This window comes from Saccharothrix sp. 6-C (assembly GCF_016695385.1).
Taxonomy (GTDB): domain Bacteria; phylum Actinomycetota; class Actinomycetes; order Mycobacteriales; family Pseudonocardiaceae; genus Actinosynnema; species Actinosynnema texasense.
Genome location: NZ_CP064192.1, coordinates 5,778,965 through 5,805,407 on the forward strand (window position 1 = coordinate 5,778,965; position 26,443 = coordinate 5,805,407).

At 74.3% G+C, this 26,443-nt stretch carries 21 protein-coding genes and 2 pseudogenes; 16 read left to right on the forward strand and 7 right to left on the reverse strand.

Annotated features, from left to right (window positions below; translation table 11 throughout):
• Positions 1-366 precede the first annotated feature (366 nt).
• The 8 genes and pseudogenes from IOD16_RS24025 to IOD16_RS24055 all read left to right on the forward strand — a co-directional run bounded on the left by IOD16_RS24025 (position 367) and on the right by IOD16_RS24055 (position 8,441).
• Complete coding sequence (locus IOD16_RS24025; RefSeq protein WP_201436252.1) at positions 367-1,761, forward strand: RICIN domain-containing protein; 1,395 nt, start codon at positions 367-369, stop codon at positions 1,759-1,761.
• Between the two features lie 191 nt (positions 1,762-1,952).
• Complete coding sequence (locus IOD16_RS24030) at positions 1,953-2,483, forward strand: DUF6301 family protein (protein WP_201436253.1); 531 nt, start codon at positions 1,953-1,955, stop codon at positions 2,481-2,483.
• On the forward strand, positions 2,480-2,941 hold the full coding sequence (locus IOD16_RS24035) for a TY-Chap domain-containing protein (protein WP_201436254.1): 462 nt from the start codon (positions 2,480-2,482) through the stop codon (positions 2,939-2,941). The genes IOD16_RS24030 and IOD16_RS24035 overlap by 4 nt, the downstream gene beginning before the upstream one ends.
• A gap of 240 nt (positions 2,942-3,181) precedes the next feature.
• Positions 3,182-3,334: pseudogene (locus IOD16_RS41560) on the forward strand (hypothetical protein); the annotation flags it as partial.
• A gap of 25 nt (positions 3,335-3,359) precedes the next feature.
• Positions 3,360-5,063: pseudogene (locus tag IOD16_RS24040) on the forward strand (DUF6541 family protein); the annotation flags it as partial.
• A gap of 104 nt (positions 5,064-5,167) precedes the next feature.
• A complete protein-coding gene (locus IOD16_RS24045) occupies positions 5,168-6,838 on the forward strand; it encodes a PP2C family protein-serine/threonine phosphatase (protein ID WP_236594326.1) in 1,671 nt (556 codons plus the stop codon).
• A complete protein-coding gene (locus tag IOD16_RS24050) occupies positions 6,835-8,004 on the forward strand; it encodes a cobalamin B12-binding domain-containing protein (RefSeq protein WP_236594327.1) in 1,170 nt (389 codons plus the stop codon). Before IOD16_RS24045 ends, IOD16_RS24050 begins: the two co-directional genes overlap by 4 nt.
• The gene (locus IOD16_RS24055) at positions 8,001-8,441 is read left to right on the forward strand and encodes an STAS domain-containing protein (protein ID WP_201436257.1); all 441 of its coding nucleotides are present in this window, start codon (positions 8,001-8,003) and stop codon (positions 8,439-8,441) included. The genes IOD16_RS24050 and IOD16_RS24055 overlap by 4 nt, the downstream gene beginning before the upstream one ends.
• A 64-nt stretch (positions 8,442-8,505) precedes the next feature.
• Here IOD16_RS24055 and IOD16_RS41080 read toward each other — a convergent pair whose 3' ends face one another.
• The gene (locus tag IOD16_RS41080) at positions 8,506-8,640 is read right to left on the reverse strand and encodes a hypothetical protein (RefSeq protein WP_268957640.1); all 135 of its coding nucleotides are present in this window, start codon (positions 8,638-8,640) and stop codon (positions 8,506-8,508) included.
• A 56-nt stretch (positions 8,641-8,696) separates the two neighbouring features.
• Between IOD16_RS41080 and IOD16_RS24060 the strand changes: the two genes are divergently transcribed.
• Both IOD16_RS24060 and IOD16_RS24065 read left to right on the forward strand, forming a co-directional pair.
• Entirely contained in the window at positions 8,697-9,065 is a 369-nt protein-coding gene (locus IOD16_RS24060; protein WP_201436258.1) for a hypothetical protein, read from the forward strand.
• 231 nt (positions 9,066-9,296) lie between these two features.
• Positions 9,297-12,581 (forward strand): SpoIIE family protein phosphatase, encoded by a 3,285-nt coding sequence (locus IOD16_RS24065; protein WP_236594328.1) that lies wholly within the window; start codon positions 9,297-9,299, stop codon positions 12,579-12,581.
• A 68-nt stretch (positions 12,582-12,649) separates the two neighbouring features.
• On the opposite strand, the gene IOD16_RS24070 is transcribed toward IOD16_RS24065, so the two are convergent.
• Complete coding sequence (locus tag IOD16_RS24070) at positions 12,650-13,243, reverse strand: hypothetical protein (protein WP_201436259.1); 594 nt, start codon at positions 13,241-13,243, stop codon at positions 12,650-12,652.
• A 270-nt stretch (positions 13,244-13,513) separates the two neighbouring features.
• On the opposite strand from IOD16_RS24070, the gene IOD16_RS24075 reads away from it, so the two are divergent.
• Positions 13,514-13,786, forward strand: a complete 273-nt coding sequence (locus IOD16_RS24075) for a GlsB/YeaQ/YmgE family stress response membrane protein (protein ID WP_123746795.1) — start codon at positions 13,514-13,516, stop codon at positions 13,784-13,786.
• A gap of 79 nt (positions 13,787-13,865) precedes the next feature.
• Here IOD16_RS24075 and IOD16_RS24080 read toward each other — a convergent pair whose 3' ends face one another.
• From IOD16_RS24080 to IOD16_RS24100, 5 genes are all read right to left on the reverse strand, one after another.
• Complete coding sequence (locus tag IOD16_RS24080) at positions 13,866-14,237, reverse strand: STAS domain-containing protein (protein ID WP_201436260.1); 372 nt, start codon at positions 14,235-14,237, stop codon at positions 13,866-13,868.
• A 95-nt stretch (positions 14,238-14,332) separates the two neighbouring features.
• Entirely contained in the window at positions 14,333-15,340 is a 1,008-nt protein-coding gene (locus IOD16_RS24085) for a hypothetical protein (RefSeq protein ID WP_201436261.1), read from the reverse strand.
• A 59-nt stretch (positions 15,341-15,399) separates the two neighbouring features.
• Positions 15,400-16,344, reverse strand: a complete 945-nt coding sequence (locus tag IOD16_RS24090) for an acyltransferase domain-containing protein (protein ID WP_201436262.1) — start codon at positions 16,342-16,344, stop codon at positions 15,400-15,402.
• A gap of 89 nt (positions 16,345-16,433) precedes the next feature.
• Positions 16,434-19,544 (reverse strand): amidohydrolase family protein, encoded by a 3,111-nt coding sequence (locus IOD16_RS24095; RefSeq protein ID WP_201436263.1) that lies wholly within the window; start codon positions 19,542-19,544, stop codon positions 16,434-16,436.
• A 219-nt stretch (positions 19,545-19,763) separates the two neighbouring features.
• Positions 19,764-19,991, reverse strand: coding sequence for a hypothetical protein (locus IOD16_RS24100; RefSeq protein ID WP_201436264.1), 228 nt, complete (start codon positions 19,989-19,991; stop codon positions 19,764-19,766).
• Between the two features lie 431 nt (positions 19,992-20,422).
• Here IOD16_RS24100 and IOD16_RS24105 point away from each other — a divergent pair, with 431 nt between their 5' ends.
• The 5 genes from IOD16_RS24105 to IOD16_RS24125 all read left to right on the forward strand — a co-directional run bounded on the left by IOD16_RS24105 (position 20,423) and on the right by IOD16_RS24125 (position 26,145).
• Entirely contained in the window at positions 20,423-21,769 is a 1,347-nt protein-coding gene (locus IOD16_RS24105) for an ATP-grasp domain-containing protein (protein ID WP_201436265.1), read from the forward strand.
• A complete protein-coding gene (locus IOD16_RS24110) occupies positions 21,766-23,199 on the forward strand; it encodes a pyridoxal phosphate-dependent decarboxylase family protein (protein WP_201436266.1) in 1,434 nt (477 codons plus the stop codon). Before IOD16_RS24105 ends, IOD16_RS24110 begins: the two co-directional genes overlap by 4 nt.
• Positions 23,196-23,726, forward strand: coding sequence for a hypothetical protein (locus IOD16_RS24115; RefSeq protein ID WP_201436267.1), 531 nt, complete (start codon positions 23,196-23,198; stop codon positions 23,724-23,726). The genes IOD16_RS24110 and IOD16_RS24115 overlap by 4 nt, the downstream gene beginning before the upstream one ends.
• A 109-nt stretch (positions 23,727-23,835) precedes the next feature.
• The gene (locus IOD16_RS24120; protein ID WP_201436268.1) at positions 23,836-24,978 is read left to right on the forward strand and encodes an acyl-CoA dehydrogenase family protein; all 1,143 of its coding nucleotides are present in this window, start codon (positions 23,836-23,838) and stop codon (positions 24,976-24,978) included.
• A 360-nt stretch (positions 24,979-25,338) separates the two neighbouring features.
• Positions 25,339-26,145: an alpha/beta fold hydrolase gene (locus IOD16_RS24125; RefSeq protein WP_201436269.1), complete on the forward strand. Its 807-nt coding sequence runs from the start codon at positions 25,339-25,341 to the stop codon at positions 26,143-26,145.
• The last annotated feature ends 298 nt before the right edge of the window (positions 26,146-26,443 follow it).

Below are 26,443 nucleotides of genomic sequence, written 5' to 3' on the forward strand. Positions count from 1 at the left end.
GCACCGTCAGCGCGCGACTGCCCCTGATACCCGAGCCGCCGCGCAGGCGCTCTCGCGAGCTAAAAGAATTCGCACCGCTTTAGCACCCGACAATGCGGTCGACCATTCACCCTTTGACCAGTCGAAACATTTTCGGCGCACCTTGACCGCGCGCAGGACGTCCTCCACAGTCTGATGAATGCGACCGGCACCCGTGCAGTGGCGCTTCAGCCCGTGCGCCTGTTCTCGGCTTTCGCACCGACCACGCTGACGCAATCGTCGTTCGCGCGGCGAGCGCGACGGAACACCCCGGCGCAAGCGGCCCGCACCGGGCGCTGCCCGCGCCGCTGCCACGCTGCCCCGACCTCGATGAAGAGGAGCACACGCATGGCCGGATCAGGCCACCCGCCCACCGCTGCCCCACCAGCCCGCAGACGTCGCCTGGCCGGCGTCACCGCTGTCGTCGCCGTGCTGCTGGGCGGAGTGGTCACGGCGCTCGGCGCCGCGCCCGCGTCGGCGGCCACCGTCGACACGACCGCGTGGTACGCGTTGGTCAACCGCAACAGCGGCAAGGCGTTGGACGTCTACAACTTCGCCACCAACGACGGCGCCCGCATCACCCAGTGGACCCGCAGCGACGGCACCAACCAGCAGTGGCAGTTCGTCGACTCCGGCGGCGGCTACTACCGGGTGAAGTCCCGGCTGTCGGGCAAGGTCCTGGACGTCCAGAACTTCTCCACCGCCGACGGCGGCGCCATCGTGCAGTGGGCCGACAACAACAGCACCAACCAGCAGTTCCGGCTCGCCGACTCCGACGGCGGCCACGTGCGGCTGGTCAACCGCAACAGCAACAAGGCGGTCGAGGTGCAGGGCGCGTCCACCGCCGACGGCGGCAACGTCGTGCAGTACAGCGACTGGGGCGGCGCCAACCAGCAGTGGCAGCTCGTCCGCGTCGGCGGCGGGACGACCACGACCACCACCACGACCACGACGCCCCAGCCGGGACGTCCCATGGTGGAGAACAACTTCCAGGTCACCCGTGAAGGCGCGTACGGCGACAACCGCTTCACCGTGTTCCGGCCCTCCGACCCCCAGGCCGTCGGCCGTCCCCTGCCCGTGCTGGCCTTCGGCAACGGCGCTTGCGCGCACACCAACAACAGCGAGGTCACGCGGCTGCTGACCGCCGTCGCGGCGAAGGGCATCGCGGTGGTGGACATCGGTTCCGCCAACGGCTCGGCCAACGGCCTGCCCAGCGGCTCCCCCATCCCCTCGCTCCTGACCGACGCCCTGACCTGGGCCGAACGCGAGCAGAACCGCTCCGGGGCGGCGTTGTCGCAGCGGCTCGACCTGACCAGGATGGCCACCGCGGGCCACTCGTGCGGTGGTCTGGAGGCCCTGATCGCCGCCCAGGACCGCCGGGTCGACGCCACCGTCTCGTTGAACAGCGGGCTCTTCGCCGACGGCTCGTTCGGCTACCCGCGCTCCGAGCTGTCCAAGCTGCACGCCCCCGTGCTGTACCTGGACGGAGGCCCCTCCGACATCGCCTACGACAACACCAGGGCCAACTACAACCTGACCACCGTCCCCGCCGTCCTGGCCGAGAACCCCCAGGCAGGGCACGGCGGCTTCATCACCGGTAGCCAGATGACCGACGCCGTGACCGCGGTCGTGCAGTTCCTCGACATGGTCCTGAACGGCAACCAGACCGCCCGCGACTACATCCTGGAACCATCCGGGCTGGCGTCCAAGACGCCTTGGACCGTGGCCAGGAAGAACTTCTGATCACGGGAGACGGCCGTCGCCGGCACGCGCGGGAACACCACGCGTGCCGGCGACGGCCGTTCCTGACCTCCTTCGTGCGTTCCCGCTCATGCAGCGGCGGCGGGTAGGTCAGCGGCCACGACCAGGCCGACAGCACCGCCGTCCAACGGCGCCGAAGCGGCCTGCCTTAAGGTGGCCCGTCGGAGGTCCCCGTGACAGAGCAGAGCAGCCCGGCCGCGACGACGGGCAGGGCGATCCGCGACGAGATCGGCGCGCCCGGTCGCGAACGCGTTGACGGGGACCACTCCGCGATGTCCCCCGCCGAGGTCTGGGAGACCGTCGACTTCTGGGCCGGTGTCCCGTGGCCGGTGTCCCGCGCCGAGGCGCAGCGGAGGGCGGTCGACCGCCTCGGCTGGGCGATCGACGTCCAGGAGGGGCTGGGGTACCTGGTCAACCCGGCCTTCACCCCACCGGAGGTGTCGATGTCCGGCATCGACACCGTGTCGTCCGTGCGCTTCCGGATCGCGGACGAGGTCACGGAGGAGACACCGGCGACGAGGGCCCTCCTCGGCGACCTCTTCACGCTGGTGGTGCGCGAGGGGACGGCCCGGCTGGGGCGTCCGTCCATCAGGCGTGACCGCGGGTGCACCGACGCGACCTGGGAGATGGGGCCCGCCCGGGTCACCGCCTCGCTGTGGTCGAGGTGCGCGGCGGTCCGCTTCACCACCCCGGGGGACCGGTGACCGCGGTGTCGGACTGGGAGGCGTTCGGCGGGGGTCTCACCGAGGCGTTGCGGGAGGTGTCCGACCGGGTCTTCCTGGTCGTCTTCTCGCGGGCCGAACCGCGGGTGTTCGTGCAGTTCGCCGGTGGCGAGCACGAGCTGCACGCCGAGGCGGGGTCGCCGGCCGCGGACCCCGGGCCGCTGGCCGCGGCCGGGTGGGCGCCGCCGACCGGTGACGCCCCGCCGAACTGGGCCTGCACCTTGCCGCTGCCCGCGTTGACGGTGGAGTACGCCGCGTTGGCGGCGCGCTGCGTGGTGGCGTTGCGCGACGTCCACGGGCTCCCCGGTCCCGATGAGCTGGTGTACAAGGCATGGCGCGACGCGGAGTGGCCGTCCGACGCGGTGCCGGCCGCCCGACGGGACCGGGGTGAGCACCCGCTGGTGCTGTCCTGGCTGGGCATCCCGCCCGCGGCCGGGTGACGAGCAGCCAGGTCCCCCGCGGGGTGGTGGCCGACGTCAGGCGGTGCCGGCGGCGGTCGATCCCGGTGCGATGCGAACAGCCGCAGGTGCTGCCAGGCCTCGGCCGTCGTGGGAATTCGCCGTGAGGACGACTTGTGCCGGACGGGATCGACGCGCAACCGGCAGGCGTCCCGCGCGCCCTCAGGAAGGCGAGTCGGGGAGGAATCGCACTTCCTGAGGACGTCTCGTGGGGGGACGAACATGTCGTGGTTCAGCGTTGTGCCCGTGGCACTGGTCGCGGTCGGGTGGCTGTGGGGACCGGGGTTGCCGGTGGGCTACCTGTTGGGGTTGCGGGGGATCGCGGCGTTCGCGATGGCTCCGGTGATCAGCGTCGCGGTGATCGCGACGGCGGCGGTGGTGGCGGGGGTCGGCCGGTGTCGCGTGGTCGGCGCCGGTCGGGTTGGCGGCGGTGCCCGTGGCCGTCGGGCCGGCCGGGCTGCTCGCCTTCCTGGTGCGGCACAAGGGGTTGTTGTCCGCGAGGACCGATCCGCGGCAGATCGCGCCGGCCGTGGTGGCCGGGTCGCTGCCCGCGTTCGCGCTCGCCGCGATCGCCGTCGTGCGGGCGGTGGGCACGCCGGACGGGGTGTCCCAGGTCTTCGACACGCCGTTCCACTACAACGCGTTGGCGCACATCGCCGACAGCGGGGACGCGTCGTCGCTGACCCTGTACGCGCCGGGCGACCCGGAGACGCCCGGCGGCTTCTACCCGGCGGCGTGGCACGACCTCACCTCGCTGGTCATGATGTCGACCGGGGCGTCGATCCCGGTCGCCGCCAACGTGGTCTGCGCGGTGATCACGGTCGTGGTGTGGCCCGTGAGCTGTCTTCTGCTGGTGCGGCAGCTGTTCGGGCGCGACGTGGCGGCGTCGGCGGTCGCCGGTGTGCTGTCGATCGCGTTCCCCGCGTTCCCGTGGGACTTCTTCGGGTGGGGCGTGCTGTGGCCGAACCTGCTGGGCCTGGCGTTGGCGCCGGCCGGTTTCGCGGCGGTGCTGACGGTCACCGGGTGGGTGAAGGACGACTTCCTCGGCCGGGGTCGGGCGTGGCTGCTGCCGGCGATCACGCTCGTGGCCGCCGGGTTCGCTCACCCGAACGTGGTGTTCTCGTCGATCGTGCTGTCGCTCTTCCCGGCCGGTGCGGCGGTGTTCGCGCGGGCACGGGCGCTGCGCGCCGACGGTCGTGCGCGGCGCGGTGTCGTCGAGTGCGCCGCGTTCGTCGCGGTCGTCTTCGGCGGCTGGCTGTGGGCGGCCACCACGCCGGTGCTCGCCGACGTGCGCGACTGGAACGCGTGGAAGTCGTTCGAGACACAGGCCGCCGCGGTCGGCGAGGTGCTGCTCAACGCGACCGACCTGCGTGAGGCGCTGTGGCCGCTGTCGGCGCTGGTGATCCTCGGCACGGCCACCGCCCGCCGCACGCCCGCGATCCGCTGGGTGCTCGCCGGCCACCTGGTCTCCGGGCTGCTGTACGTGCCGGCCGCCGCGCTCAACCGCGCCGACACCGACCTGCTCACCGGCTATTGGTACAGCGACTCGCACCGCCTGGCCGCGATGCTGCCGATCACCGGTGTGCCGCTCGCGGTCGCGGGCGTGCTGTTCCTGTCCGGGAAGCTGCTGTCCCGCGCGCGGCGGCTGCCCCGGCCGGCCGCGGCGGTCGGGCTGACCGCGGTGCTCGTCGTCACGACGGCCGGCCTGTACTCGACGGACCGCGAGGCGCGGGTGGCCGTGACCTACCCGAAGGCGCGGGAGCACCAGCTCGTCACCGACGAGATGCGGGAGTTCCACCCGCGGATCGCCGAGCGGGTCCCGGAGGACTCCGTGGTGCTCGGCAACCCGTTCGACGGCAGCGTCTACGGGGCATCGCGGGCGTGCCCGGGGCGCGGGGGTTCGAGCTGGTCGGCCGGGCCGGGTCGACCCGGCTCTACCGGATCACCGCGTGCACCTCGGCGAGTCCGGTCGCCCACCGCGCCACCCGGCGATAAAGCGCAGGTCAGGCGGCCTGTCGGTGATCTTCACCGACAGGCCGCCCGCGGCGGTGGGCGCGGACGTTCGTCACCCGATCGCGTGAACGCAGTGGTGCGGGTAGCCTGAGGTCAGGCTCATGCCGGCTCCCCGGAGCCACCCGGCGGCGGACGAGGACCTGACCCGCCCGATGACGTTATGAGGTGACGGGCGCCGCCAGGATGCCTTCCGACGTGACCGATGTAGCCGATGCCGATGTGACCCTTTCCGCTCGTCGCGCGGTCGACGGGCGCGGGCAGGCCGCGCCCTACCCGTTGCTGGTGGCCGACGCCGACGGGGTGATCAGGTCCGTCAACTCCTCGGCCGGCGCGCTGTTCCCCCTGGCCCGGACCGGCGGGACGCTGGACGGCGCGGTCAGCGGCTGGTTGCTGCGGGCGCACGAGGAGACCACGGCCGGCGGCGTGGCGGTCCGGGCGGCGGGGGTGGTCGGCGAGCGCAGCTTCGAGGCGCACCCGGTCCCCGAGGGCGACGCGGTCGCCTGGTGGTTGGTGGAGGACACCGACGTCCGGCTGGCGCGTGAGGCGCTGCGCGTGGAGCAGGAGCGCACCGCCCTGTTGGGCCAGGTCTCGTCCGCCCTGCTGACCTCGCTCAACCCGCAGCGGTGCATGCAGGTGACCGCCGAGCTGGCCGCGGCGCACCTGGCCGACGCGGCGCTGGTCGTGGCGCCGGGCGGCACGGGCCGCGGGCTGCCGGTCACCGCGTGCGAGCGCGGCGGGGAGAGCACGTCCGCGGTGTCGGACGCCGACCCCGAGCAGGTCGTCGGGTTGGCGGAGGCGTTGCAGGGGTTCCCGCCGGTGCCCTCGCGGTGGATCGACCCGGAGGCGATGCCGGACTGGCTGGTCCCCGACGGTTTCGGGCCGGTGGGCTCGGTGGTGCTGACGCCGCTGCCCGGCCACGGCGTGCCCGCCGGCGCGCTGGTGCTGCTGCGCCTCCAAGGGCAGGAGGGGTTCACCGAGGAGGAGGAAGGCTTCGCGCGGTTGTTCGCGGCGCGTGCGGGCGCGGCGATGTCGGCGGCGCGGATGTACGCCCACCAGGCCGGCCTGACCGAGCTGCTGCTGCGCGAGCTGCTGCCGCCGACGCTGCGGCGCATCGGCGGGGTGGAGTTCGCCGGCCGCTACCGGCCCGCGGGTGACACCGAGCAGGTGGGCGGGGACTTCTACGACGTGCACCCGCTGGTCGCGGAGGGCACGCGCACCGACCGCGCCCAAGCCGCCGAGCAGGCCAACGCGTCGCTGGTGGTGCTGGGCGACGTGTGCGGCAAGGGCATGGAGGCCGCGGTGCTCACCGGGAAGGTCCGCACCACCCTGCAGGCGCTGCTGTCGCTGGCCGACGACCACCTGCGGGTGCTGACCATGCTCAACGACGCCCTGCTCAACTCGCACCACACCCGTTTCGTCACCCTCGTCCTGGCCTCGGTGACCAGGGTTCCCGAAGGGGTCCGGCTGCGGTTGACCAGCGCCGGGCACCTGCCTCCGCTGATCCTGCGCCGCGACGGGAGCGTGGAGGAGTCCGACACCGCCGGCACCCTGATCGGCGTGCTGCCCGAGATCTCCGCGACGACCGCCGAGGTGCTGCTGGAGCCGGGCGAGACGTGCCTGCTCTACACCGACGGCGTCACCGAGGCCCACGGCGGGCCGATGGGGCGGGAGATGTTCGGCGAGGAGCGGCTGAGCCGGGCGTTGGCCACGTGCGCGGGCATGCCCGCCGAAGCGATCGTGGAGCACGTGCACATGCTGGTCTCCCGTTGGGTCGGCACCCGCGACCAGGACGACACCGCCCTGCTGGCCATCACCGCGCCCCGTGGCCGGCACCCGGGCGCCGTCGACGGCCGGCCCACCGCATGACCGGTCCCTCCGGCCCGCCGATCCCGCACGCGCCGGCCACGACGATGAGCCCCGACCACGCGGACGCCCGGCCGGAGGGGTTCCGCGCCGACCTGGGGACCGGGGACGGGGCGGGTGGCGTGGTCGCCGCGACGGTCGAGCGGCTGTGGCCGGCGCTGATCGCGGGCGACGAGTACGCCGCCACCGACGTGGTACTCGACGCGCTCGCCGCCGGCGTGCCCGCCGAGACCGTGCTGCTCGACGTCATCGGCGCCGCGCAGGCCCGGGTCGGCGTGGAGTGGGCGGCCAACCGGGTCACCGTGGCGCAGGAGCACGCCGTCACCGCCATCAACGACCGGGTGGTGGGCGTGCTGTCCGCGAGCCTGCCCCGGCTCCGCCCGCACCGGGCACGGGTCGCCGTGGCGTGCGTGGACGGCGAGTGGCACGCCCTGCCCGCCCGGCTGCTGGCCGAGGTGCTGCGCCTGCGCGGGTTCGCCGTGGACTACCTCGGCGCGCAGGTTCCCACCCCGCACCTGGTGGCCCACCTGCACCGCACCGGGCCGGACGTCGTGGCGCTGTCGGCGTCGCTGGCGACCCGGCTGCCGCGCACGCACGCGGCCATCACCGCCTGCCAGGCCGCGGGGGTCCCGGTCCTGGCCGGTGGCGCCGCGTTCGGGGCCGACGGCCGCCACGCCCGCCGCCTGGGCGCGGACGCGTGGGCGCCGCACGCCCGTGCCGCCGCCGACCTGCTCGTGGCGGACCCGCCCGGCCACCCCCGCCCGGCGAGCACGACCGCGGACCACCTGCCCCACCTCGGCGACCAGGAGTACACCTTGGTCGCGCGCGGCACCGTCCAGCTGGTCAAGAACGTCTACACCGGTCTGGAGCAGCGGTTCGACGCGATGCGCGCCTACAGCGACCTGCAGCGCGAGCACACCGCCGACGACCTGACCCACATCACTGAGTTCCTCGCCGCCGCCCTCTACACCGACGACGCCGCGGTGTTCACCGACTTCACCGCCTGGACCGCGCACATCCTGACCACCCGCGGCGTCCCCGGCCACCTCCTGCCCGCGGCGCTGCGGTTGCTGGCCGACGAACTGCGCGACTTCCCCCGCGCCACCGCCATGCTCACCGCCGCCCGTCGTCGCCTCCCCGCCCCTGACGCCGGGTCCTCCGCGTCATGACCCGACTTCCGTCGTCCCCGCTGCGCCTGACCGTCACGTCCGCGCACCACCGGCGCCTGACCGTCGCCGTGGCCGGCGATCTCGGCTTCGAGAACGCCGACCAGCTCGCCGACACCGTCGCCCGCGCCCTGCGCGGCGGACCGGTCGGCGACGCCGCCGTGCCCGCGGCGGGCGCGACCTCGGCCGAACCGGCGACCGCCGAACGCCGCCTGGTGCTCGACATGACCGGGCTGACCCACTTCGACTCCTACGCCCTGTCGGTGCTGCTGTCGTTGCGCGGCACGGCCGCCGAGCACGGCATGCGGCTGGTGCTCGACCACCGCCCCGCGCACCTGGACCGCCTGCTGCGTCGAACGGGCGTGCACCCCCTGTTCGACGAGCCCGCCCTCCCCGCGCCGGAACGGCAGGCGCAGGCGGTTCCCGACCACGAGCGGTGAACCGCTCACGCGCCGGGCGGTCCCGCGTCCGTCCACACAGGCCGCAGCCGCGTCGGCGGTGTGGTCAGCGCGCCCCCGACGGCGGGTTCAGCGGCAGCCACTGCTCGAACCGGGTGGTGGACAGCCGCGCGTCGGGACCCGGCAGCGGCGAGTCCTTCTCCAGCAGGGCGCCGAAGCACCGCGCGCCCTGGTCGGTCACCACCTCGCGCGGGTCGCCCTGGAACGCGAGCCACGTCGTCGCCGGCCATCGGCTGGATGGGCGTCGGACAGGCGGACGGTGTCCCCGTCCGCGGCCGCCTGGGCGGTGCTCCGCACGAACTCGAAGAACTGGGTGGCGCGCACGAGCGACAGCGCCACGTGGTGGCCGACGCCCGCTTCTCCTCGGCGGCGGCGAGCAGGTTCGCGGTGGAGGTGCGGAAGAAGTGCAGCACGGCGTCGTCGGCGAACGACGGCGAGTCGGCCACGTCGACCACGACCTGGGCGCCGGCCAGCGCCTCGTCCAGTCCCGCGCCGGTCAGCACGTCCGCGCCCGAGTCGGGTGACGCGGGCACCGCCTCGTGGCCGTGCCCGCCCGACCAGCGCACGAGCTCGGCACCCGGCCGTTCCGGACGTCTCCCGCGATGAAGACCGGACACCCTCCCCGTCGTGACAGCCGGCGGGCACCGTCGACGCGGATGCCCGAGCCCGTCGACACGAACGCCGACCCGTAGCTGGGCGCCGAACGCGGCGAGGCCCTGGAGTTCGCCACGCCTACGCCGAGATCGCCGACATCCTCCGGTCGACCGGAGGCAGACGACCCCGGACGCCCGGCGGGAACTGCCGGCCGCCTTCACCGCCGCCGCCCGCCCCGGTGACGTGGCCTCGCTGGAGCGGCTCTTCGCGCCGGACGTGACCAGCCTGTCCGACGGCGACGGCAGGGTGGGCGTCGCGCGCAAGCCGTGCGCCGTGCTGCTGCGCCACGGCGCCGACTTCGGCGTGGTCGCGGTCAGCGCCACGACCGAGGGCATCGACCACGTGCTGTGGCCGCTCGACCCCAGGAAGATCACGGCCGTGTCCGACGCGATCTCCTCCCCCGTCGAAGACCACCGCGGTGCCCGGCCGGGGCAGGCGACTGCGGCAGGTCTGACCGGCGCGCCGGGCGGGTCTTCGTCGTCCACGAGTGAAGACCGGGTACCGCCGAGGTCCGTGACACCCCGGTCCGCCGCGGTGCCGGCGAGCGTCCGGCGGAGGTCGTGGGCGGCCGGTGTGGCCACGACCGCTCGGCCGTGCGGGATGTTCGGCGGGCGCGTGGGTACCCTCGGCCCAGTCGTTTGCCTGGTCGTCCGGGTTCCGGGCTGGAGCCCGCCGACCGGTTCGCGCGAAAGTGGAAGGTTGGCGCACATGGATGCCGCGTCCGAGGCGGTGCCGGCTGAGGCCACCGACCTGCGCGAACTGGTGGACGGGCTGGCCGTGGTGCTCTGGCAGGCCGACGCGCGGACCCGCCGCTGCACGTTCGTCTCCGCCCACGCCGAGCGGCTGCTGGGCCACCCGGCGAGCCGTTGGCTGACCGAGCCGGACTTCCTCGGCTCGCTGATCCTCCCCGAGGACCGGGCCGAGGCCACCGAGGCCCGGTGGCGCGACGATCCCGACCGGGACGTGTTCGAGGTGGAGTACCGGGCGGTGACCGCGCGCGGCGAGGTGCGGAGGTTGAAGGAGAAGCTGCACGTCGTGCGGCATCCCGACGGCACGCCGAAGACGGTGCGCGGTGCGTTGAACGACGTCACCGCGCGTCACGCCGAGCTGGAGCGGCAGCGGTTCCTCGCGGTCCTCGACCGCGAGCTGCAACGGCTGGACGACGCCGAGGAGCTGATGGCGCTGGCGACGCGCCTGCTCGGCGAGCACCTGCGGGTGGACCGGTGCGCCTACGCGCGGACCGAGGCCGACGAGGACCACTTCGTGATGAGCGGCGGCTACGCCACCGGGCTGCCCCCGCTGCCCGGCCGGTTCGCCATGCGCGAGTTCGGCGAGGGCGCGCTGCGCGCCATGCGCGCGGGCGAGCCGTGGGTGGTGGACGACAGCGCGAACGACCCCCGGCTCGGTCCGGCGGACCTGGACGCCTACCGGGTCACCGGCATCCGGGCGGTGATCTGCCTGCCGCTGCTGCGCGGCGGGCGGTTCGCCGCGGCGATGGCCGTGCACCAGGCGACCGTCCGGCACTGGACGCCGGAGGAGGTCGAGGTGGTGTCGGTGGTGGTCAACCGCTGCTGGGAGTCGTTGCAGCGCGCGCACGCCGACCGGGCGCTGCGCGACAGCGAGCAGCGCCACCGGCTGCTCGTGGAACGGGCCACCGACGCCATCTGGGTGCTGGACCACGAGCTGCGGTTCGTCGAGGTCAACCAGGCCGCGTGCGCGCTGCTCGGGCAGGGCCGGGACGACCTGGTCGGCCGCGCGGTGGGCGACCAGGTCGTGCCGGGGGCGCTGGACCGGTTGGCCCGGCTGACCGCCGACCTGTCCGCCGCCCGGGTCGTCACCGAGGTGTGGGGCCTGCGCCGCGCCGACGGCACGGTGGTGGAGGTGGAGCTGAGCATCCAGGCCACCCCGACCGGCGTGCAGGCGATCGGGCGCGACGTCACCGAGCGGCAGCGCGCCGAGGCCGAGCGGGAGCGGCTGCTGCGGCGCGAGCACGAGATCGCCGAGGCGCTGCAGCGCAGCCTGCTGCCCCGCGAGCTGCCCGCGCTGGACCGGCTGGCCACCTCCGCCCGCTACCTGCCCGCTTCCACCCAGTCCCGGATCGGCGGCGACTGGTACGAGGTGCTGCCGCTGGGCGGCACCGCGGTCGCCCTGTCCGTGGGCGACGTCGTCGGCAAGGGCCCGACCGCCGCCGCCGTGATGGGGCAGCTGCGCAGCGCCCTGGCGGGCTACCTGCTCGACGGCCACTCCCCCGCCGCCGCGCTGGAGCGGCTCGACGCGTTCACCGCGCGGGTCAACGGCGCGGCGGGCAGCACCTGCGCCTGCCTGACGTTCGACTGGAGCACCGGCGGGCTGAGCTGGGCCGCCGCCGGGCACCCGCCGCCGCTGGTCCTCGACGCCTCCGGCAGCGCGCGGTTCCTCTCCGGGGACACCGGAGCGGTGCTGGGCGCACCGGGACGCGCGCCCTACCTCGACAACACCACCGGCCTGGAACCGGGCGCGTCGGTGGTGCTCTACACCGACGGGCTGGTCGAACGCCGCGGCGCGGTGATCGACCAGGGCCTGCGGCGGCTGCTCGACACCGTCCGCGACGCGCACGACCTGCCGCCCCGAGCGCTCAGCGACGCCATCATCGGGTCGATGCTGGCCGACGGCCAGGACGACGACGTGGCCCTGGTCCTCGCCCGTCACCTGCCCCCGCCGCTGCGCAACACCGTGCCGGCGCGGCCCTCCGAGCTGGCCGTGATGCGCCGCAACGTCGAGGCGTGGGCCGCCACCGCCGGCCTGTCCCCGGACCAGCTGGACGACCTGCAACTGGCCCTCGGCGAAGCCGCGGCGAACGCCGTGGACCACGCCTACCCGGACGACGTGCCGGGCGAGTTCACCTACGACCTCGCCACCACCGCGACCGGCGTCCGCGTCACGGTCCGCGACCACGGCCACTGGCGGCCCGAGCCGGAGGACAAGGGCTACCGGGGCCGCGGCCTGCAGATCATCCGCTCGATCGCCGAACGGGCCGTGTTCCACCGCGCCGAGGACGGCACGACCGTCGAGTTCGACCTCGCCGTCGAGCCGACGGGCGCGCCGGTGGCCGCGGTGCGCGAACCGACCAGCGGGCACCCGGCCGTCACCGGTTCCGCCGACGACGCCCCGGTGCAGGTCCTGCGCCTCACCGGCGACGTGGATCTCATGACGGTGGACGACCTGCGCGCGGCCCTGACCGCCGGGATCGACTCCGTCGACCCGCGACCGGTCGAGATCGACCTGGGCCAGGTCGGCTACCTCAGCAGCTCGGGCATCGCCCTGCTGCTGGACGCCGCCGCCACCGCGCACCGCGCCCACCGCGCCCTGACCGTGCACGCCGTCGAAGGGACCGCGCCCGCGCGCGTGCTGTCGTTGTCCGGCCTGCACGGCCTGACCGCCGACACCCTGTCCCTGCGGATCACGGTCGACCGCACCGAGGCCGACTAGGTTCGCCGGTCGTCGACCGCGGGCCCGGCGCCGTCGAGGTCGTGGGCACCTGTGCCCACCCGCCGCGGTCAGTAGGTTCCGGTGTGGTGTTTGAGGGCCAGGAGCTTGTGGCGGTACATGCGGCACAGGGCCACCAGGAGGTGGACCTGTTCACCCGGGTTCAGCGGGCGCAGCTGCTCCACGAGGTCGTCGGGGTGCAGGTCGGCGTCGGCGGCCAAGCGCTGGTTGAGGATGTCGCGGGCGAGGTCGTGCGCGCGGTCGCCGATCGCCAGCCGGTCGACGGCGCGCAGGTCGTAGGTGTCCGGCAGGGGGAACCGGACGAGCGGCTCGGGGTAGCGGGCCGTCATGAGCTGCACGGCGATGTTGACCAGGCGCGCCACCAGGGCCGCCGCCCGGTCGAGGTCGTCGAGCATGACCGCCAGCTCGTCCACCGTCACCGTGTCCGGTTCGAACGCCGGCGGCGCGTCGACGTCCACGTCGAACCGGTGCAGGGCCAGGGTGATGTTGTCCAGCACGCGTTCGGGGTCGACCAGCACCCGCTCGGGGTGGCCGGTCTCGACGCTGGCCCGCGGGTGCCACGGGTCGAGGAACTCCCGCACCTCCGCCTCCGCGTGGACGTGGGCGTCGGGTAACGGTCGTCGGGGACGCGGGAACTGCTCCACCGCCCTGCCTCCTCATGCCGGATCCACCTGCCGGATCGCCGCCGGATCGCCACACCGCGACCGCCACCGGCGGCCGTTACTGCGGTGTCCCCGCCGGTATACCCACTACGGGGCGGGACTACGAAACCGGTCTGCGCCGTCGACGTTCTTCGACGTCACCACGCCACTGAACTCCCGGAGGTGTGAAATCCGCGCGATGTGGGCACCCCGACCCCTGTAACGATCACGCCGCGACGCAGAGTCGGCGTGGCACGAGGACAAGGAAGCACTGTGGGCATCCTGGGTTGGATCGTTCTGGGCCTCATCGCCGGCGCCATCGCCAAGGCAATCATGCCCGGCAAGGACCCCGGCGGCATCGTCATCACCATGCTGCTCGGCATCGTCGGCGCCATCCTCGGCGGCTTCATCGGCCGCGCGATCTTCGGCTCCGACATCGGCAGCTTCTTCGACCTGAGCACCTGGCTGCTCGCCATCCTCGGCTCGCTGGTCGTGCTCGGCATCTACCACGTCGTCACCAGCCGAGGCCACCGCGCCCACAGCTGACACCGACACCACCACAGCGCACGGGCCCGCCGGCACACAGCCGGCGGGCCCGACGCTTGTGCCCGTACCGGGCCCGGTCCTATGAAGCGTCGGCCTGGGCGGCGGCCAGCGCGTTCTCCAGCGTCTCGTGCAACGGCAACAGCTTGTCCATCGCGGTGGCGGTCAGCGACCGGCGCACGGCCCGGCTGGCCACCACGTGGACCGGTCGGCGTCCGAGCGAGGCGCTGTGCGCGCGGATGTGGCCGAGGGCGGCGATTCCGGAGGAGGCGAAGAACGGCACCCCGGACAGGTCGATCACCAAGGTGTCCACCCCGCGGTCGAGCAGTTCCACGCAGCGTTCGAGCAGATCGTCACTGTTGGCCATGTCGATGTCCCCGACCACGCGAACGATCGTCGCGTCGCCGTGCGAGTCGGTGGTCAACTCCGGGGTGGGTGAGTCAGCAGCATTCACCGCACCATCATGACCGCTGCTCCCGGCCGGCCTGACCAGGGGCGGCGGTCGTCACCGTCGGTGGTGGGGCGGTGTGCTGCCTGTCGCGGGTCGGCTCAGTCCGTGACCATCCGCGCTTCCATCTCCTCGAAGCTCTTGAGGTCCCAGGTGCCGAACTGCGACGGCTCGATGTCGTAGTAGGCGGCGAAGGCCACGACCCGCTCGATCGTGATGTTGTTCGAGTCGGCGAACCGGACGAGCTCGGCCGCGACCACCGGGACCGCGACGGTCGGCACCGGGGTGGGCGCGGGTTCCTCGTCCACGACCTTCCTGGCGCGCCGGGGCTGCGTGGTAGTGGTGGTGGTGCGGACCAGTTCCTCGCCGGACACCAGCGCTCGCATCACGCGCTCCAGCTCGTCGAGCATCCGCGTGTCCTTGGCGGTGAGCGCGAAGCCGTCCCGGACGACCGCCAGGTCGCTGCGGAACTTGGGGTGGCGCTTGTCCTTGGAGCCGTCCTCGGGTGCGATCGTCGCGTGCGCGGAGGTGATGTAGCCGCCGTCTACGAAGCAGTGGATGTGCGGGTACTCCTCCACGCTGCCCTCGTCGCCCCAGATGTACCGGTCGCGCCCCGGTCCGTCCTTGGTCCTCCGGTCCACGCCGACGCCCGGCGGCAGCCGGAGCGGCCACTGGATGGACAGCTCGGTGGTCGGTTTCGCCTGTTTGATCCGGTCCAGGACCGCGACGGCGGTCTTGAAGGAGGCGTTGACCAGTTTCGGCGGGAACTGCGGGGCGGAGTACCCGGCCTCGTTGAACCAGGTGGCCAGGGCCGCGATCTGGTCGTTCGTCAGCTCGACCGCGTGGTTGGCCGCCGTCGGCCAGATCTCCTTCCGGCCGGCCTTGCGCTGCCACCGCACGCCCCCCGCGGCGAACTCCGTCTTCTCCACCTTCCCGCCGACGGCCGCCTCGACGGCGACGGCGAGCTCGTTCCACTTGGTGAAGTCGTCGAGCAGCACGACGTGGGCGCTGTCGCCGCCGCCGCCGATGTTCCGCACGAACCGGTAGCGGTGCAGGAAGTGGTAGTCGTTTAAGTGGTACTCGTCGCCGCTGTCGATCCTGATCTTCACGGGGGCCTCCTGCCGACGGATGTGGCGTAGAGGGTACCGGCGGACGCGCGGCGAGGTGGCTAGGCCGGGAAGCGGCCGCGGCGCCACTGCCAGTGGCGGCCGGCGGTCAGGTGGTCGAGGACCGCGCGGTGCAGCGCGGTGCGGCGCGGCAGTCGGTCGAGCGGTGTGGTGAGGGTGCGGAACGCGAACCGCAGCACCTCGACGTCGGCGTCCAGCCCTTCCGGCTCCTCGTACGGCTCCAGCTCGAACCTCCGCTGGAACCGGATGATGTTCGAGTCCTCGGGCAGGTACTCCCGCAGCTGCGGGTCGAGCAGCCAGGAGCCGCAGGCGAACGCCGTGAAGCGCTCGTCGGGGAAGTGCCGGGGGAAGAAGGCGCGTGCCTCGTCGAGCGACGCGGTGACCGCTTCCGGGGTCAACGGCCCGGACTCGGGGATGTGCAGGTCGATGGCGCCGTCGCCGCGGTGGTGCTGCAGCCGGCCCAGCTCGTAGACGGCGCCCCGCGCGTGCAGCGTCAGCCAGCTCTGCATGACCGGCCAGCCCTCGCCGTGCATCCGCCGGTCGATCGCGAGGTTCCGACCCAGGTCCGCGAGGGTCGTCCACGACACGGCGTCCGCCACGCCGTGGTCGCGGTGGTAGGCCCTGACGACGTCGACCAGGGCCAGGTACGCGTACGCGTAGAGGTGCCGCCAGGCGGGGCCGCGGTCGCGCGGCAGCGCCGGGCCGGGCGGCAACCAGCCGTGGCCCCCGAGGTCGGCGCGGACCAGGGCGACCGACCGGTCGAGCAGCCAGCGCAGCTCCGGGGTCCACAGTGGAGAGTCGGGGTCGGGCCAGCCGGCCATGATCTCGGCGGCGTCGTCCGGCCGCACCCCGAGCCGGTCGAGGATCGCGGGCGCGTCGGCCTTGGCGGGCAGCGGAGCCGACGGCAGGTCGCCGGCGAGCCGGCGCACGCGGTCGACGTCCTCGACGGCTACCCCGAGCCTGGCGGCGGTCTCGTCCGGATCCACGCCGGCGATCCTACCGGTCGACCGGGTCGCCTCCCCGTCCCCGGGACCGCCCGGACCGGTGATCGCGCGACCGGGCGGGGCCCGTCGGGTCAGACCTCCCCGCAGCACGCCCGAGTGGCCCACTCCGGTTCGTGCCACCAGTGCCCGGGGTCGTGCGCCACGTCGTGGTCGTGCGACCGCGGTCGGCCCGGAGGGACGGGCGGCGGTGTGCGGAACGGCGCGAGGAGGTCGTCGACGCGGTGGGTGGTCCCGCCGACGACGACCTGCCGCACCGCCGCCGCGGCGCGGATGTCGGCCAGCGGGTTGCCCGCGACGAGCGCGATGTCCGCGTGCGCTCCCGGCCGCAGCGTGCCCACCCGACCCGACAGGCCCAGCCACGCCGCCGGGTTGCGGGTCGCCGTGGTCAGGGCCTCCACCGGGGTGAAGCCGAAGGCCACCATGGCGCGCAGGTTCTGGTGCGTCGACGTGGCCACGGTGTCCAGCGGCGCGTCCGTGCCGCAGATCACGAGCCCGCCTTCGCGGTGCACGCGCAGCACCATGTCCACCCAGCCCGCGAGGATGTCGCGCGACCACGGCGACTCCGGCTTGCCCGCCACCTCGGCGTCGGCGGCGTACCGGTCGTACTCCCACGGCGGGAACAGCACGCGGGTGCGTTCGTCGGTCACCAGGGACTTGTCCTCGGCGTAGAGGGCGCGGGAGTGGAACAGGGTCGGCGTGACCGACATCCCGGAGCGCGCGAACAGCTCCACCACGTCCTGGTAGGCCCGGCCGGTGCGGCTCACCGTGTGCGAGTAGCCGAGCCTGTTGGTGGCTCCGACGTGCTCCATGCCGTCCATGCCGATCGCCGCGGCCGGGTACAGGTAGTGCGACGACAGCGGGACACCGACGCGGTGCGCGGCCCGCACCGCTTCCCGCTGCAGCTCCACCGGCAGCCGCACGTAGGTCTTCACCAGGTCGTAGTCGAGTTCGAAGGCCCGCTTGAGCTCCAGGTCCAGCTGCTCGCGCGACAACGTGGGTCGCATGAAGTTGTAGTAGACGCGCGAACCGTCGATCGCCTCGCCGGTGCCGAAGAACCTCGGCCCCACCAGCGCGCCGGCCTCCAACGCCTCCTTGGTCTCCAGCATCTGGTAGACCGGGTCGCCGGGCGAGCGGACCGTCGTGATGCCGTACGCGAGCCACAGCCTGCCCTGCCGCGCGCCCCACTGGCGGCCGCGCAGGTGCCAGTGGTTGTGGGCGTCGACCAGTCCGGGCATGGCGACGAGGTCGCGCGCGTCCACCACCCGCTCCCCCGCCGCCGCGCGGTGCGGCCGGACCTCCTGGACCCGGCCGTGCTCCACGACGATGTCGACGTCGTGGCGGAGGCCGCCGCTCTCCCCGTCCCACACCGCGCCGGCGTGGATGATCCCGCGGTGCGGCGGCGCCGGCCTGCGCCAGGAGAAGTCCAGGCGGATCGTGCGGGACGGCCCGCCGTCGAGGCGGACCCGGCGCAGCACCCCGTCGCGGAGGTGGACCAGGGCGTCCGGCCCGCACCACACCGGGGAGTCGGTCACCTCCCGGGTCACCTGGCGCGGGTCGCCGAGGAACCGGCCCTCGGCGTCGACCGCGACGACCCAGGCGACGCTCTCCACGACGAACGCCAGGTGCCGGCCGTCGGGCGACCACACCGGGCCGTCGTCGCCGCGGGTCGCGATCGAGCGGAACGGCATCGGCTCGGTGTAGCGCAGTTCGCCGTCGGACAGGCGCACGGTGAGGATCTGGCTGGTGCCCTCGCGGAAGCGCCGGGAGAACGGCTTGACGGCGGCGAGCGCGAGCACCGTCCCGTCCGCCGACCACGTGGGCCTGCCGGGTTGGAAGAGCGTGGGCGTGACCTGCCGGTGGCTTCCGGCCGCGATGTCGAGGACCCACACCGCGCCGTCCTGGTCCACGTAGGCGACCCGCTTGCCGTCCGGGGAGAACCGCGGCAGCGTCTGCGCGCCCGCGACCGCGCCGCCCAGCGCGGTGTCGTCCCCGGTGACCAGGTCGCGCAGGCGCAGCGCGGGAACGCCCTGCCGGTCGCTGGAGTACACGATGGACCGGCCGTCCGGCGCGAAGTCCGGGTCGGAGTCGAAGAACGCGCCGTCGGTGAGCCTGCGGGGCCTGCCTCCCGTGATCGGGACGACGTGGACGGCGTTGAGCGCGCGGAACGCCACCTGCCGCCCGTCCCGCGACACGACGGGGCTCGCGATGCCCCGCACCGGACCGCCTTCGGCCTCGCGCGCGGGACGGCGGGGTGAGCGGCGGGCGACCGGCACGACGGCCTGGAACGGGATCTCGCGGACCGCGCCGGCGAGCTCGCGGCGGCGGATCCGGCCGTCGGCGGTGTAGAGGGCGGAGTCGCCGGTCCAGGTCGCGGCGAAGCCGAAGACGTCCTCGCCGGTGGTGACCTGCCGGTCGCCGAGGACGAGGTCGGCGCGGGCGCCCCGCACGAGGGTGTAGCTCGGCGTGCGGTCGTCCGGTCCGAAGGCCGCGCCGTGGACGCGACCGCCCGCCGGCGCCGTGGCGACGCGGACGCGTTCGGCGGTGGGGACCGTCACGACGTCCACGGCGTTCTCGTCCACGGTGAAGACGATCCGCTCGCCGTCCGCGGACCAGCGCGGCGCGGCGGCCTCGCCCGGCGGTCCGGCGAGCGCGGTGACGTCACCCGAGGCGACGTCGAGGAGCCAGACCCCGTAGGAGCCGCCGCGGTCGCTGGTGAAGGCGATGCGCTTGCCGTCCGGGGAGAACGCCGGCTCCCGGTGGTCGAACCGGCCACGCGTGAGCTGCCGCGGCTCCCCGCCGCCGACGTCGACGACGTGCAGGTGGAAGTTGCCGTCCCGATAGGACTGGAAGGCGATCGACCGGCCGTCCGGCGACCACGACGGCAGCGTGGCGTCCTGGAGGTCGGTGGTCAGCCTGCGCGCCGTGCCGCCGCGCGCCGGCAGCACCCAGATCGCCGTCACCAGGTCCATCGCGAGCCACCGGCCGTCGGGCGACGGGGCGACCGAGATGTTCGTGCCCTCCCGCAGCACGGCCCCGGCCTCGGCGCTCCCGCCCGGATCGTCGTCCGCCCGCGCGCCCGGCGGCGCCACCGCGGCCAACGCGCCCGTGGCGCCCAACGCGGCCGCGATCCGACCGGAGCCGGCCAGCACCGCGCGACGTGACAGGTCTCCCCCGGTGGTCATGCCCCTGCTCCCCTCCCCCGGACAAACCGCTGGCCCCCCGTCAACGACACTGCCACAGCCCGCGGCGCCGGTCATGCGCCGCTCACCACGCGGTCACGGCTCCGAACGGCCACCGTCACTCGACCGGATGGCGTCACCCTTCCTGCCTACGGCGCGGGCGCGTGCTCGAACCCGTCGGCGACGCGCCCGGATCGGGATAGGCGCTCTCCGGGCGCACCGTCACACGTTGTCCCAGATGGTCGGGCGGTCGGCGATGGCCGCGGTGGGGAGGATGCCCGGGTCGAGCCAGAAGCCGGTCCCGAGGAAACGGGTGATCGTCTCCTCCCGCGGAGCGGTGTCGACGTGGTTCCGGTCGTGCCAGTCCGGGTCGTAGTACGTGTTCGGGTGCCGGTCGCCGCTGTCGCACAGCACGGTGGCCACCGAACCCGTGCGCTTCTCGCGGAGCATGTCCGCGATGATCGGCGGCGCGGCGAGGAAGTTGGTGCCCGAGGAGACCCCCGGCTCCCGGGAAGCCGGGGGGTGGCGGCCAGGACCTTCATGGCCGCCGAGGACGCGTGCCGGGAGAACACCGCCGACGGCCCGCCAGTCGTACGCGCGCTCGGCGTTGGTGAACCGGTCGAGGTGGTGGTCGCCGCACCGCCGGGTGAGGCGCCGGGCCTCCCGGTGGACCAGACCCGGGTCGACCGTCGCGACCTCGCCTCCCCGACGCTTGATTGCTTCGTCCAGGTCCGTGCAAGGCGACCGGTCGGCACGCCGGCGGGTCCACCTGAACGAATCACCGTTGATGTGGTTGCGGGATCGGTCGACATCCGACCCGGAAGTGTGAACCACAGCGCCGTTTTCCGCTCATCGAAGCGGGCAGGACTTACGTTGCCCGGATGGATGACCACGGACGAGTGGACGGTCCGGTCCGCGTGACGCCGCACGGCGTGGCGGCCGGACCGGGCTCGGCCGCGTTGGCGACGGCGGTCGACGAAGTCGTGTGGTACGACCGGTCGGCGTTCATCACGGCCGCGTGCGGACCGGCCATCCCGGGCCTGACCTACCGCCCCCGGCCCCGGCACGCCACCGGTCCCGCCGTCGGGCACGGCGGCCGACCCGGTGCGGGACGGCGGGTGTCGGTCACGTTCGCCCCGGAGGACGACGGCGCCGCACGTCCGTGGGAGCACGACCCGGCCGCGCGGTTGCTCGCGCCACCCCGGCCGGTGGCCGAGTGGGCCGCGGACAAGATCAACGCCGTGTCGGTCTTCCGCGCCGCCGGGGCGCGCACCCCGCCGTCGGTGGTGCTCCCGGCCGGCGCGACGACCGTTCCCGACGAGGTGTCGGGCTGGCTGCGCGACGGCCCGGTGGTCCTGCAACGGCGCGCCAACAACCTCATCGGCCGCGGCACCAGGCTGGTGCGCGCGGAGGAGGAGCTGGCCGAGGCGGCGGCCCCCTGGTCGGGTGAGCCGCTGAAGGTCTCCCGCCACGTGCCGGGGTTGCCGATCACGGTGTCGGGCTGCGTGGGTCGCGACGTGACCGTGGTGTCGGGGGTCTCGCACCAGCTCGTCGGGATCGCCGAGCTGGGGGCCGGCTGGGGCACCCACTGCGGCAACCAGCTGCTCGGCGACGCCGACGTGCCGGCGGGGTCGGCGGCGCGGGCCCGGTCGGCGTGCCACGCGGTGGGCGAGCGTTTGCGGGCACGGGGGTTCCTGGGCGCGTTCGGCATCGACGCGGTCCTCGACCGGGACGGTCGCGTGTGGGCCGTCGAGATCAACCCCCGGTTCCAGACCGTCGTGTCGCTGGTGCACGCGGTCGAGGTCGGGCGGGGGCTGTTGCCGTTGCTGGGCGTGCACGTCCTGGCCGACCTCGCCCCGCTCACCCCGGTGCTGGCCGCGGGCGACCCCGATCCGTCCGCTCCCCCGTTCAGCCAGCTCGTGGCGCACTTCGCCGACACCGGCCGGGCCCGGGGAGTGCCGGAGACCGGGTGCTACCGGATGGTCGCCCCGGGCGACGTCCGCCGCGTGGCCGACCGCGCGCTGTCGCGGTTGGGCCCCGACGAGGCGCTGGTGTGGGCGCACGCCGCCGAGGGCGACCCGGTCGGACCGGGCGACGAGGCGGTGCTCGTGCAGTTCGGGCACCGGGTGGCCGCCGTCGAGCACCCGCCCCGCCTCACCTCCGACGCGCGGGCGTGGCTCGACGCGCTGCGCCCCACCGCGCGGCCGCTCGCGGGACGTGACCGGTGATCGGCCGGGACGACGCCGGTGAGCTGCGCCGGCTGGCCCACGCGGTGGCCGACCTGGTGGTGGACCACCACCTCGGGCCCGCGACCTCGTCGCCGGGGCGCCGGGCCCGACCGGAAGACCTGGCGTGGCTGGACGAACCGGCCCCGCGCGGCCCCACGCCCGCCGACGTGGTGCTGCCCCAGGTCGTCGACGGGATCCTGCCCCACCTGGTGAAGGCCGACCACCCGCGCAGCTTCGCCGGCGTCCCAGGCCCGGCGGACCCGGTGGCCGCCCTCGCCGACGCGGTGGCCACCGGGCTGAACCTCACCACGGTGAACTGGGCGCTCGCCGCGGGCCCCTCCCAGGTGGAGCTGGTCACCGCCCGGTGGTTGGCCGCGGCGTTGGGCATGCCCGCCGGCAGCGGGGGCGTGTTCACCTCCGGCGGCTCCGTCGCCAACCTGACGGCCGTCGCGGTGGCCCGCGACCGGCTCGGCCCGCCGCCCCACGACCGCGTCCCGGTCGTCTACCTCGGCGAGCAGGCCCACCCCGGCGTCGGCCGCGCCCTGCGCGTGCTGGGCTTCGCGCCCGCGCAGACCAGGGTGCTGCCCTGCGACGACGACCGCCTCGTGCCCGACGCCGTGCGCGCCGCCGTGGACGCCGACCGCGCCGCCGGGCGCCGGCCGCTGATGCTGGTCGCCACCGCGGGCACCACCAACACCGGCACCGTCGACCCGTTGGCCGAACTGGCGCGGGTGTGCCGGGACGAAGGGCTCTGGTTCCACGTCGACGGCGCGTTCGGCGCGGCCGCGGCCCTGGGCTCGACCGGGAGTCCGCTGCTGGACGGGCTGTCCGAAGCGGACTCGGTCGCCGTCGACCCGCACAAGTGGATGTTCCAGCCCTTCGGGTTGGGCTGCCTGCTGCTGCGCGATCCCGGCGCGCTGGCCGAGACCTTCCACCTGGGCTCCGACTACCTCGCGGCGATGCACGACCCGGGGCAGTCCCGCGACCTGGGTGCGAGCGGCATCGAGTACACGCGTCCCTTCCGGGCGTTCCGGTTGTGGTTCAGCATCAAGGTGCACGGCCTGGACGCGGTGCGCGACGCCGTCGACCGCGGCCTGGCCCTCGCCTCCCACCTGGCCGCCGAGGTGCGCCGGCGGCCGGGCTTCGAGCTGCTCACCGGCCCTCGCCTGGCCGTGGTGTGCTTCACCCACCGCGCCGCCGGGCGCGACGCCCCGGCCCACCGCCGGATCAGCGACCTGCTCCTCGACCAGAGCCCCGGTTCCCTGCTGCTGCCCACCCTGGTCGCCGGCCGTCCCTGCTTCCGCGCCTGCACCACCAACCCCCGCACCACCGAGCAGGACCTCGACACCCTGCTCGACCACGTCGACCGACTCGCCGTCGCCGGACTGGCAGGCCACGGCGGGCCATCGGGTTCCCGGGAGGAACGATGATGTGCGCACACAGGAGACTGACCGCGGCGCTGCTCGTCGCACTGCTGTCGGTGATCGCGGCGCCCGGCGCCCGGGCGCAGCCGACCCACCGGGCGGCCGAAGCGCTGACGACCTGCGCCGGGACCAACACCGTGCGCTTCGACCCGGGTCTGCGGCTGCTGCCGCGACAGGTCGGGATCTCCGGCAGCGGCGCCTACGACTGCGCCTCCACCGACCCGGCCATCACGTCGGGGACCTCCGTCGTCACCGGCTCGGGGGCGTTGGGGTGCCTGACCTCCGACGGGAGCACCACGGAGGTCATCACGTGGAACACCGGCGAGCAGAGCAGGCTCGCCTACACCTTCGCCCTCATCGTGCAGCCCGGCGGTGAAGCGGTCGTCGTCGTCGTGGGCTCCGTCGAGGCCGGCAAGTTCGCGGGCAGCCCCATCGCCTCGCCCGGCGCGCAGGTGACGCTCACCCCGCTGCGGTGCCTCACCGACACCGGCGTGGAGCTGATCACCGGACCGTCGACCCTGCTCATCGGCTGACCTCCGCGCGGGCGCGGCCACCGGCGGGCGGAGGCGGACCCTTGATCATCGTCGGGTGGCGCGCCACAGTGTGCGGACGAGGCGCGCTCACCCGGGAGGACCCGAACCCATGACCATGCCGATGCCCGACGACCACCCGCTCGGCCCACCCGCGGACGAGCGGTCGTGGGTCCGGGTCGCCACCGAACTGGCCGCCGGGTTCGCCGCCACCACCGACGAGGCCGACCGGACCGCGCGGCTGCCGGTGGAGAACCTGCGGGCGCTGCACGCCGCCGGCCTCGACCAGGCCACCCTGCCGAGGGAGCTGGGCGGGCAGTCGCTGAGCTACCGCACCGTCGGCGCGGTCCTGCGGGTCCTTGCCGCCGCGGACCCGTCCACCGCCTGCCTGTGGCTCATGCACATCGGGGCCGCCGAGGGCCTCGTCCGCCACGGCACCCCCGAGCTGGCCCGGTACTACGCCGACGAGCTGATCGCCGGACGCCGCTTCGCCAACGCCCTGTCCGAACCCTCGGGCGGCAACCAGTTCCTCTCACCCCAGCAGGTCGCCGAACCCGTCGACGGCGGGTACCGGCTCACCGGCGCGAAGCGGTTCGTGTCCGGCTGCGAGATCGCCGACCACTTCCTCGTCAACGCGCTCGTGGACGGCCAACCCACCCTGTTCGGGCTCGAACCCGACCACACCGTGACGTTCGAGCCGCAGGACACCCTGGGGCTGCGCGCCACCCGCAGCCACCTGGTCGGGCTCAACGGCACCGTGCTCCGCTCGGACCGGCGGTGCCCGCCCTCCCCCGTGCCCAAGCCCAACCACATCGCCGCGGGCCTGGCCTGGCTGTCGCTCGGCATCGCCGACACCGCCCTGGACACCCTCGTCCGCTACGCCCGCGGCCGGACCCTGCCCTCCACCGGGCGCCCCCTGGCGGACGAGCAGCACCTCCAGTTCGACGTCGCCGACGCCGTGCTCCGCCTCGAAGCGGCCGCGCTGGTCGCCCACAACAGCGCCTGGCTGGCCGACCGGGACTCCCCGCACTTCCTGCCCTCCGCGCTGCGCGCGAAACCCACGGCCAACCGCGTCGCCCGCGACATCGCGCAACTGTGCCTCCAGGTCGGTGGCGGCTCCGGCTTCGTCGCGACCTCGCCGATCCAACGCATCTTCCGCGACGCGCAGACCGGGTGGCTGATGGCGCACTCCGTGGAGTTCTGCCTCAACCACATCGGGACCGAGGCCATGCGCGCGCCCGGCGAGCAACCCTGACCGGCGCGCGCGGGGTCAGCCGCCGACGTGGATGCCGGGTCGCCGAGCCGGGTCGGGCTCGTGGGTGCGGATGATCTCCCGGTCCACCGGGGCGGTGTCGCCGCGGCGGAGGTCGTCACCGCGACCGACGCCGACACCATCATGGCCAGGATGCCGGTGGCGCAGGCGCCCGCCTGGGCGTCGACGTCGGCCCGGCGTGCTGCCCGGGCCCTCCGGCCCGACCGGCCGCACCCGGTGCTCCGGCAACCACTGCCCCCACCGGCCGCAAAGATTCCGTCAGGGCACCGGACGCGACCGGTCGGCGTGGCGACGTATCGTTCCACCGCAGCGAACCCCGAGTGCTCCACGCGGAGGCAGTCCATGGCCGACTCACCCGCCGGTGTCGCACCGCGGACCTCCACGCTCGTGGTCGACGACGGCACCGCGATCGCCTACCACCGCTGGGAACCGGACCCCGGCGTCGACCCCCACCCCGTGCCGGTGGTGCTGCAGCACGGCTTCGCCGCCGACACCTCGGTCGAGTGGGCCGGTCGCGGCACGGTGGCGGCCCTCACCGCGGCCGGTCGCGCGGTCGTGGGCGTCGACGCCCGCGGTCACGGCCTCTCGGGGAAGTCACCCGACCCCGCCCGCTACGGCGAGCCGCGCATGGCCCGCGACCTGCGCGCGGTCGTCGCCGCCCTGGGCGTCCCCGCCGTGGACCTCGTCGGCTACTCGATGGGCGCGATCATCTCCCTGCTCACCGCCGCCGGGGAACCCGCCGTGCGCACCCTGGTCGTGGGCGGTGTCGGCGCCGGGGTCGTCGAGGTGGGCGGCGTCGACACGCGCGTGCTGCCCAACGACGTCCTGGCCGACGCGCTCCTCGCCGACGACCCGGGTCCCGTGCCACCCGAGGCCGCCGGCATGCGCGCGTTCGCCGAAGCGGTGGGAGCCGACCTGCCCTCCCTGGCCGCGCAGGCGCGCGCCGCGCACCAGGGCGGCATCGACCTCGGCGCGATCACCGCCCGGACCCTGGTGATCGCCGGTGACGACGACCCGCTCGCCCGACGACCCCACGTGCTCGCCGACGCCATCACCGGCGCCCGGCTGCACGTGGTGGCGGGCGATCACGGCGGCGCGGTCGGCAGCCCCGCGTTCCGGAGCGCCGTCCTCGACTTCCTGACCGGCTGACGTCCCGGCCGCCCCCGGTCGGACCGGGCACCGCACAGCGGCAACCCGAAAGCGCAGGTAACCAGCGCTGTTAACGCTAACGCGGGCGGGTGGACCCGTTGTTGGTCTTGTCGGCGGCAAACCGGTTGCGCTACGGTGCTTCTGGGAGCGCTCCCAATCACGCTCACCCGGCACGCGACGACCACGACGCACCCTGCTCGCAAGGAGGCGAAGCATGGCTCCACGTGCGCAGAAGTCATCCACGCCGCTCGCGAACCGCCGCAGACCCGGCCCGGTCCCCTCCGCGACCGCCGATCGG

Coding starts and splice junctions, on each gene's coding strand:
- IOD16_RS24025 (WP_201436252.1), top strand. CDS start 367: ATGGCCGGATCAGGCCACCCGCCCACCGCTGCCCCACCAGCCCGCAGA.
- IOD16_RS24050 (WP_236594327.1), top strand. CDS start 6,835: ATGACCGGTCCCTCCGGCCCGCCGATCCCGCACGCGCCGGCCACGACG.
- IOD16_RS24055 (WP_201436257.1), top strand. CDS start 8,001: ATGACCCGACTTCCGTCGTCCCCGCTGCGCCTGACCGTCACGTCCGCG.
- IOD16_RS24060 (WP_201436258.1), top strand. CDS start 8,697: ATGGGCGTCGGACAGGCGGACGGTGTCCCCGTCCGCGGCCGCCTGGGC.
- IOD16_RS24095 (WP_201436263.1), bottom strand. CDS start 19,544: ATGACCACCGGGGGAGACCTGTCACGTCGCGCGGTGCTGGCCGGCTCC.
- IOD16_RS24100 (WP_201436264.1), bottom strand. CDS start 19,991: ATGCTCCGCGAGAAGCGCACGGGTTCGGTGGCCACCGTGCTGTGCGAC.
- IOD16_RS24105 (WP_201436265.1), top strand. CDS start 20,423: ATGGATGACCACGGACGAGTGGACGGTCCGGTCCGCGTGACGCCGCAC.
- IOD16_RS24115 (WP_201436267.1), top strand. CDS start 23,196: ATGATGTGCGCACACAGGAGACTGACCGCGGCGCTGCTCGTCGCACTG.
- IOD16_RS24120 (WP_201436268.1), top strand. CDS start 23,836: ATGACCATGCCGATGCCCGACGACCACCCGCTCGGCCCACCCGCGGAC.
- IOD16_RS24125 (WP_201436269.1), top strand. CDS start 25,339: ATGGCCGACTCACCCGCCGGTGTCGCACCGCGGACCTCCACGCTCGTG.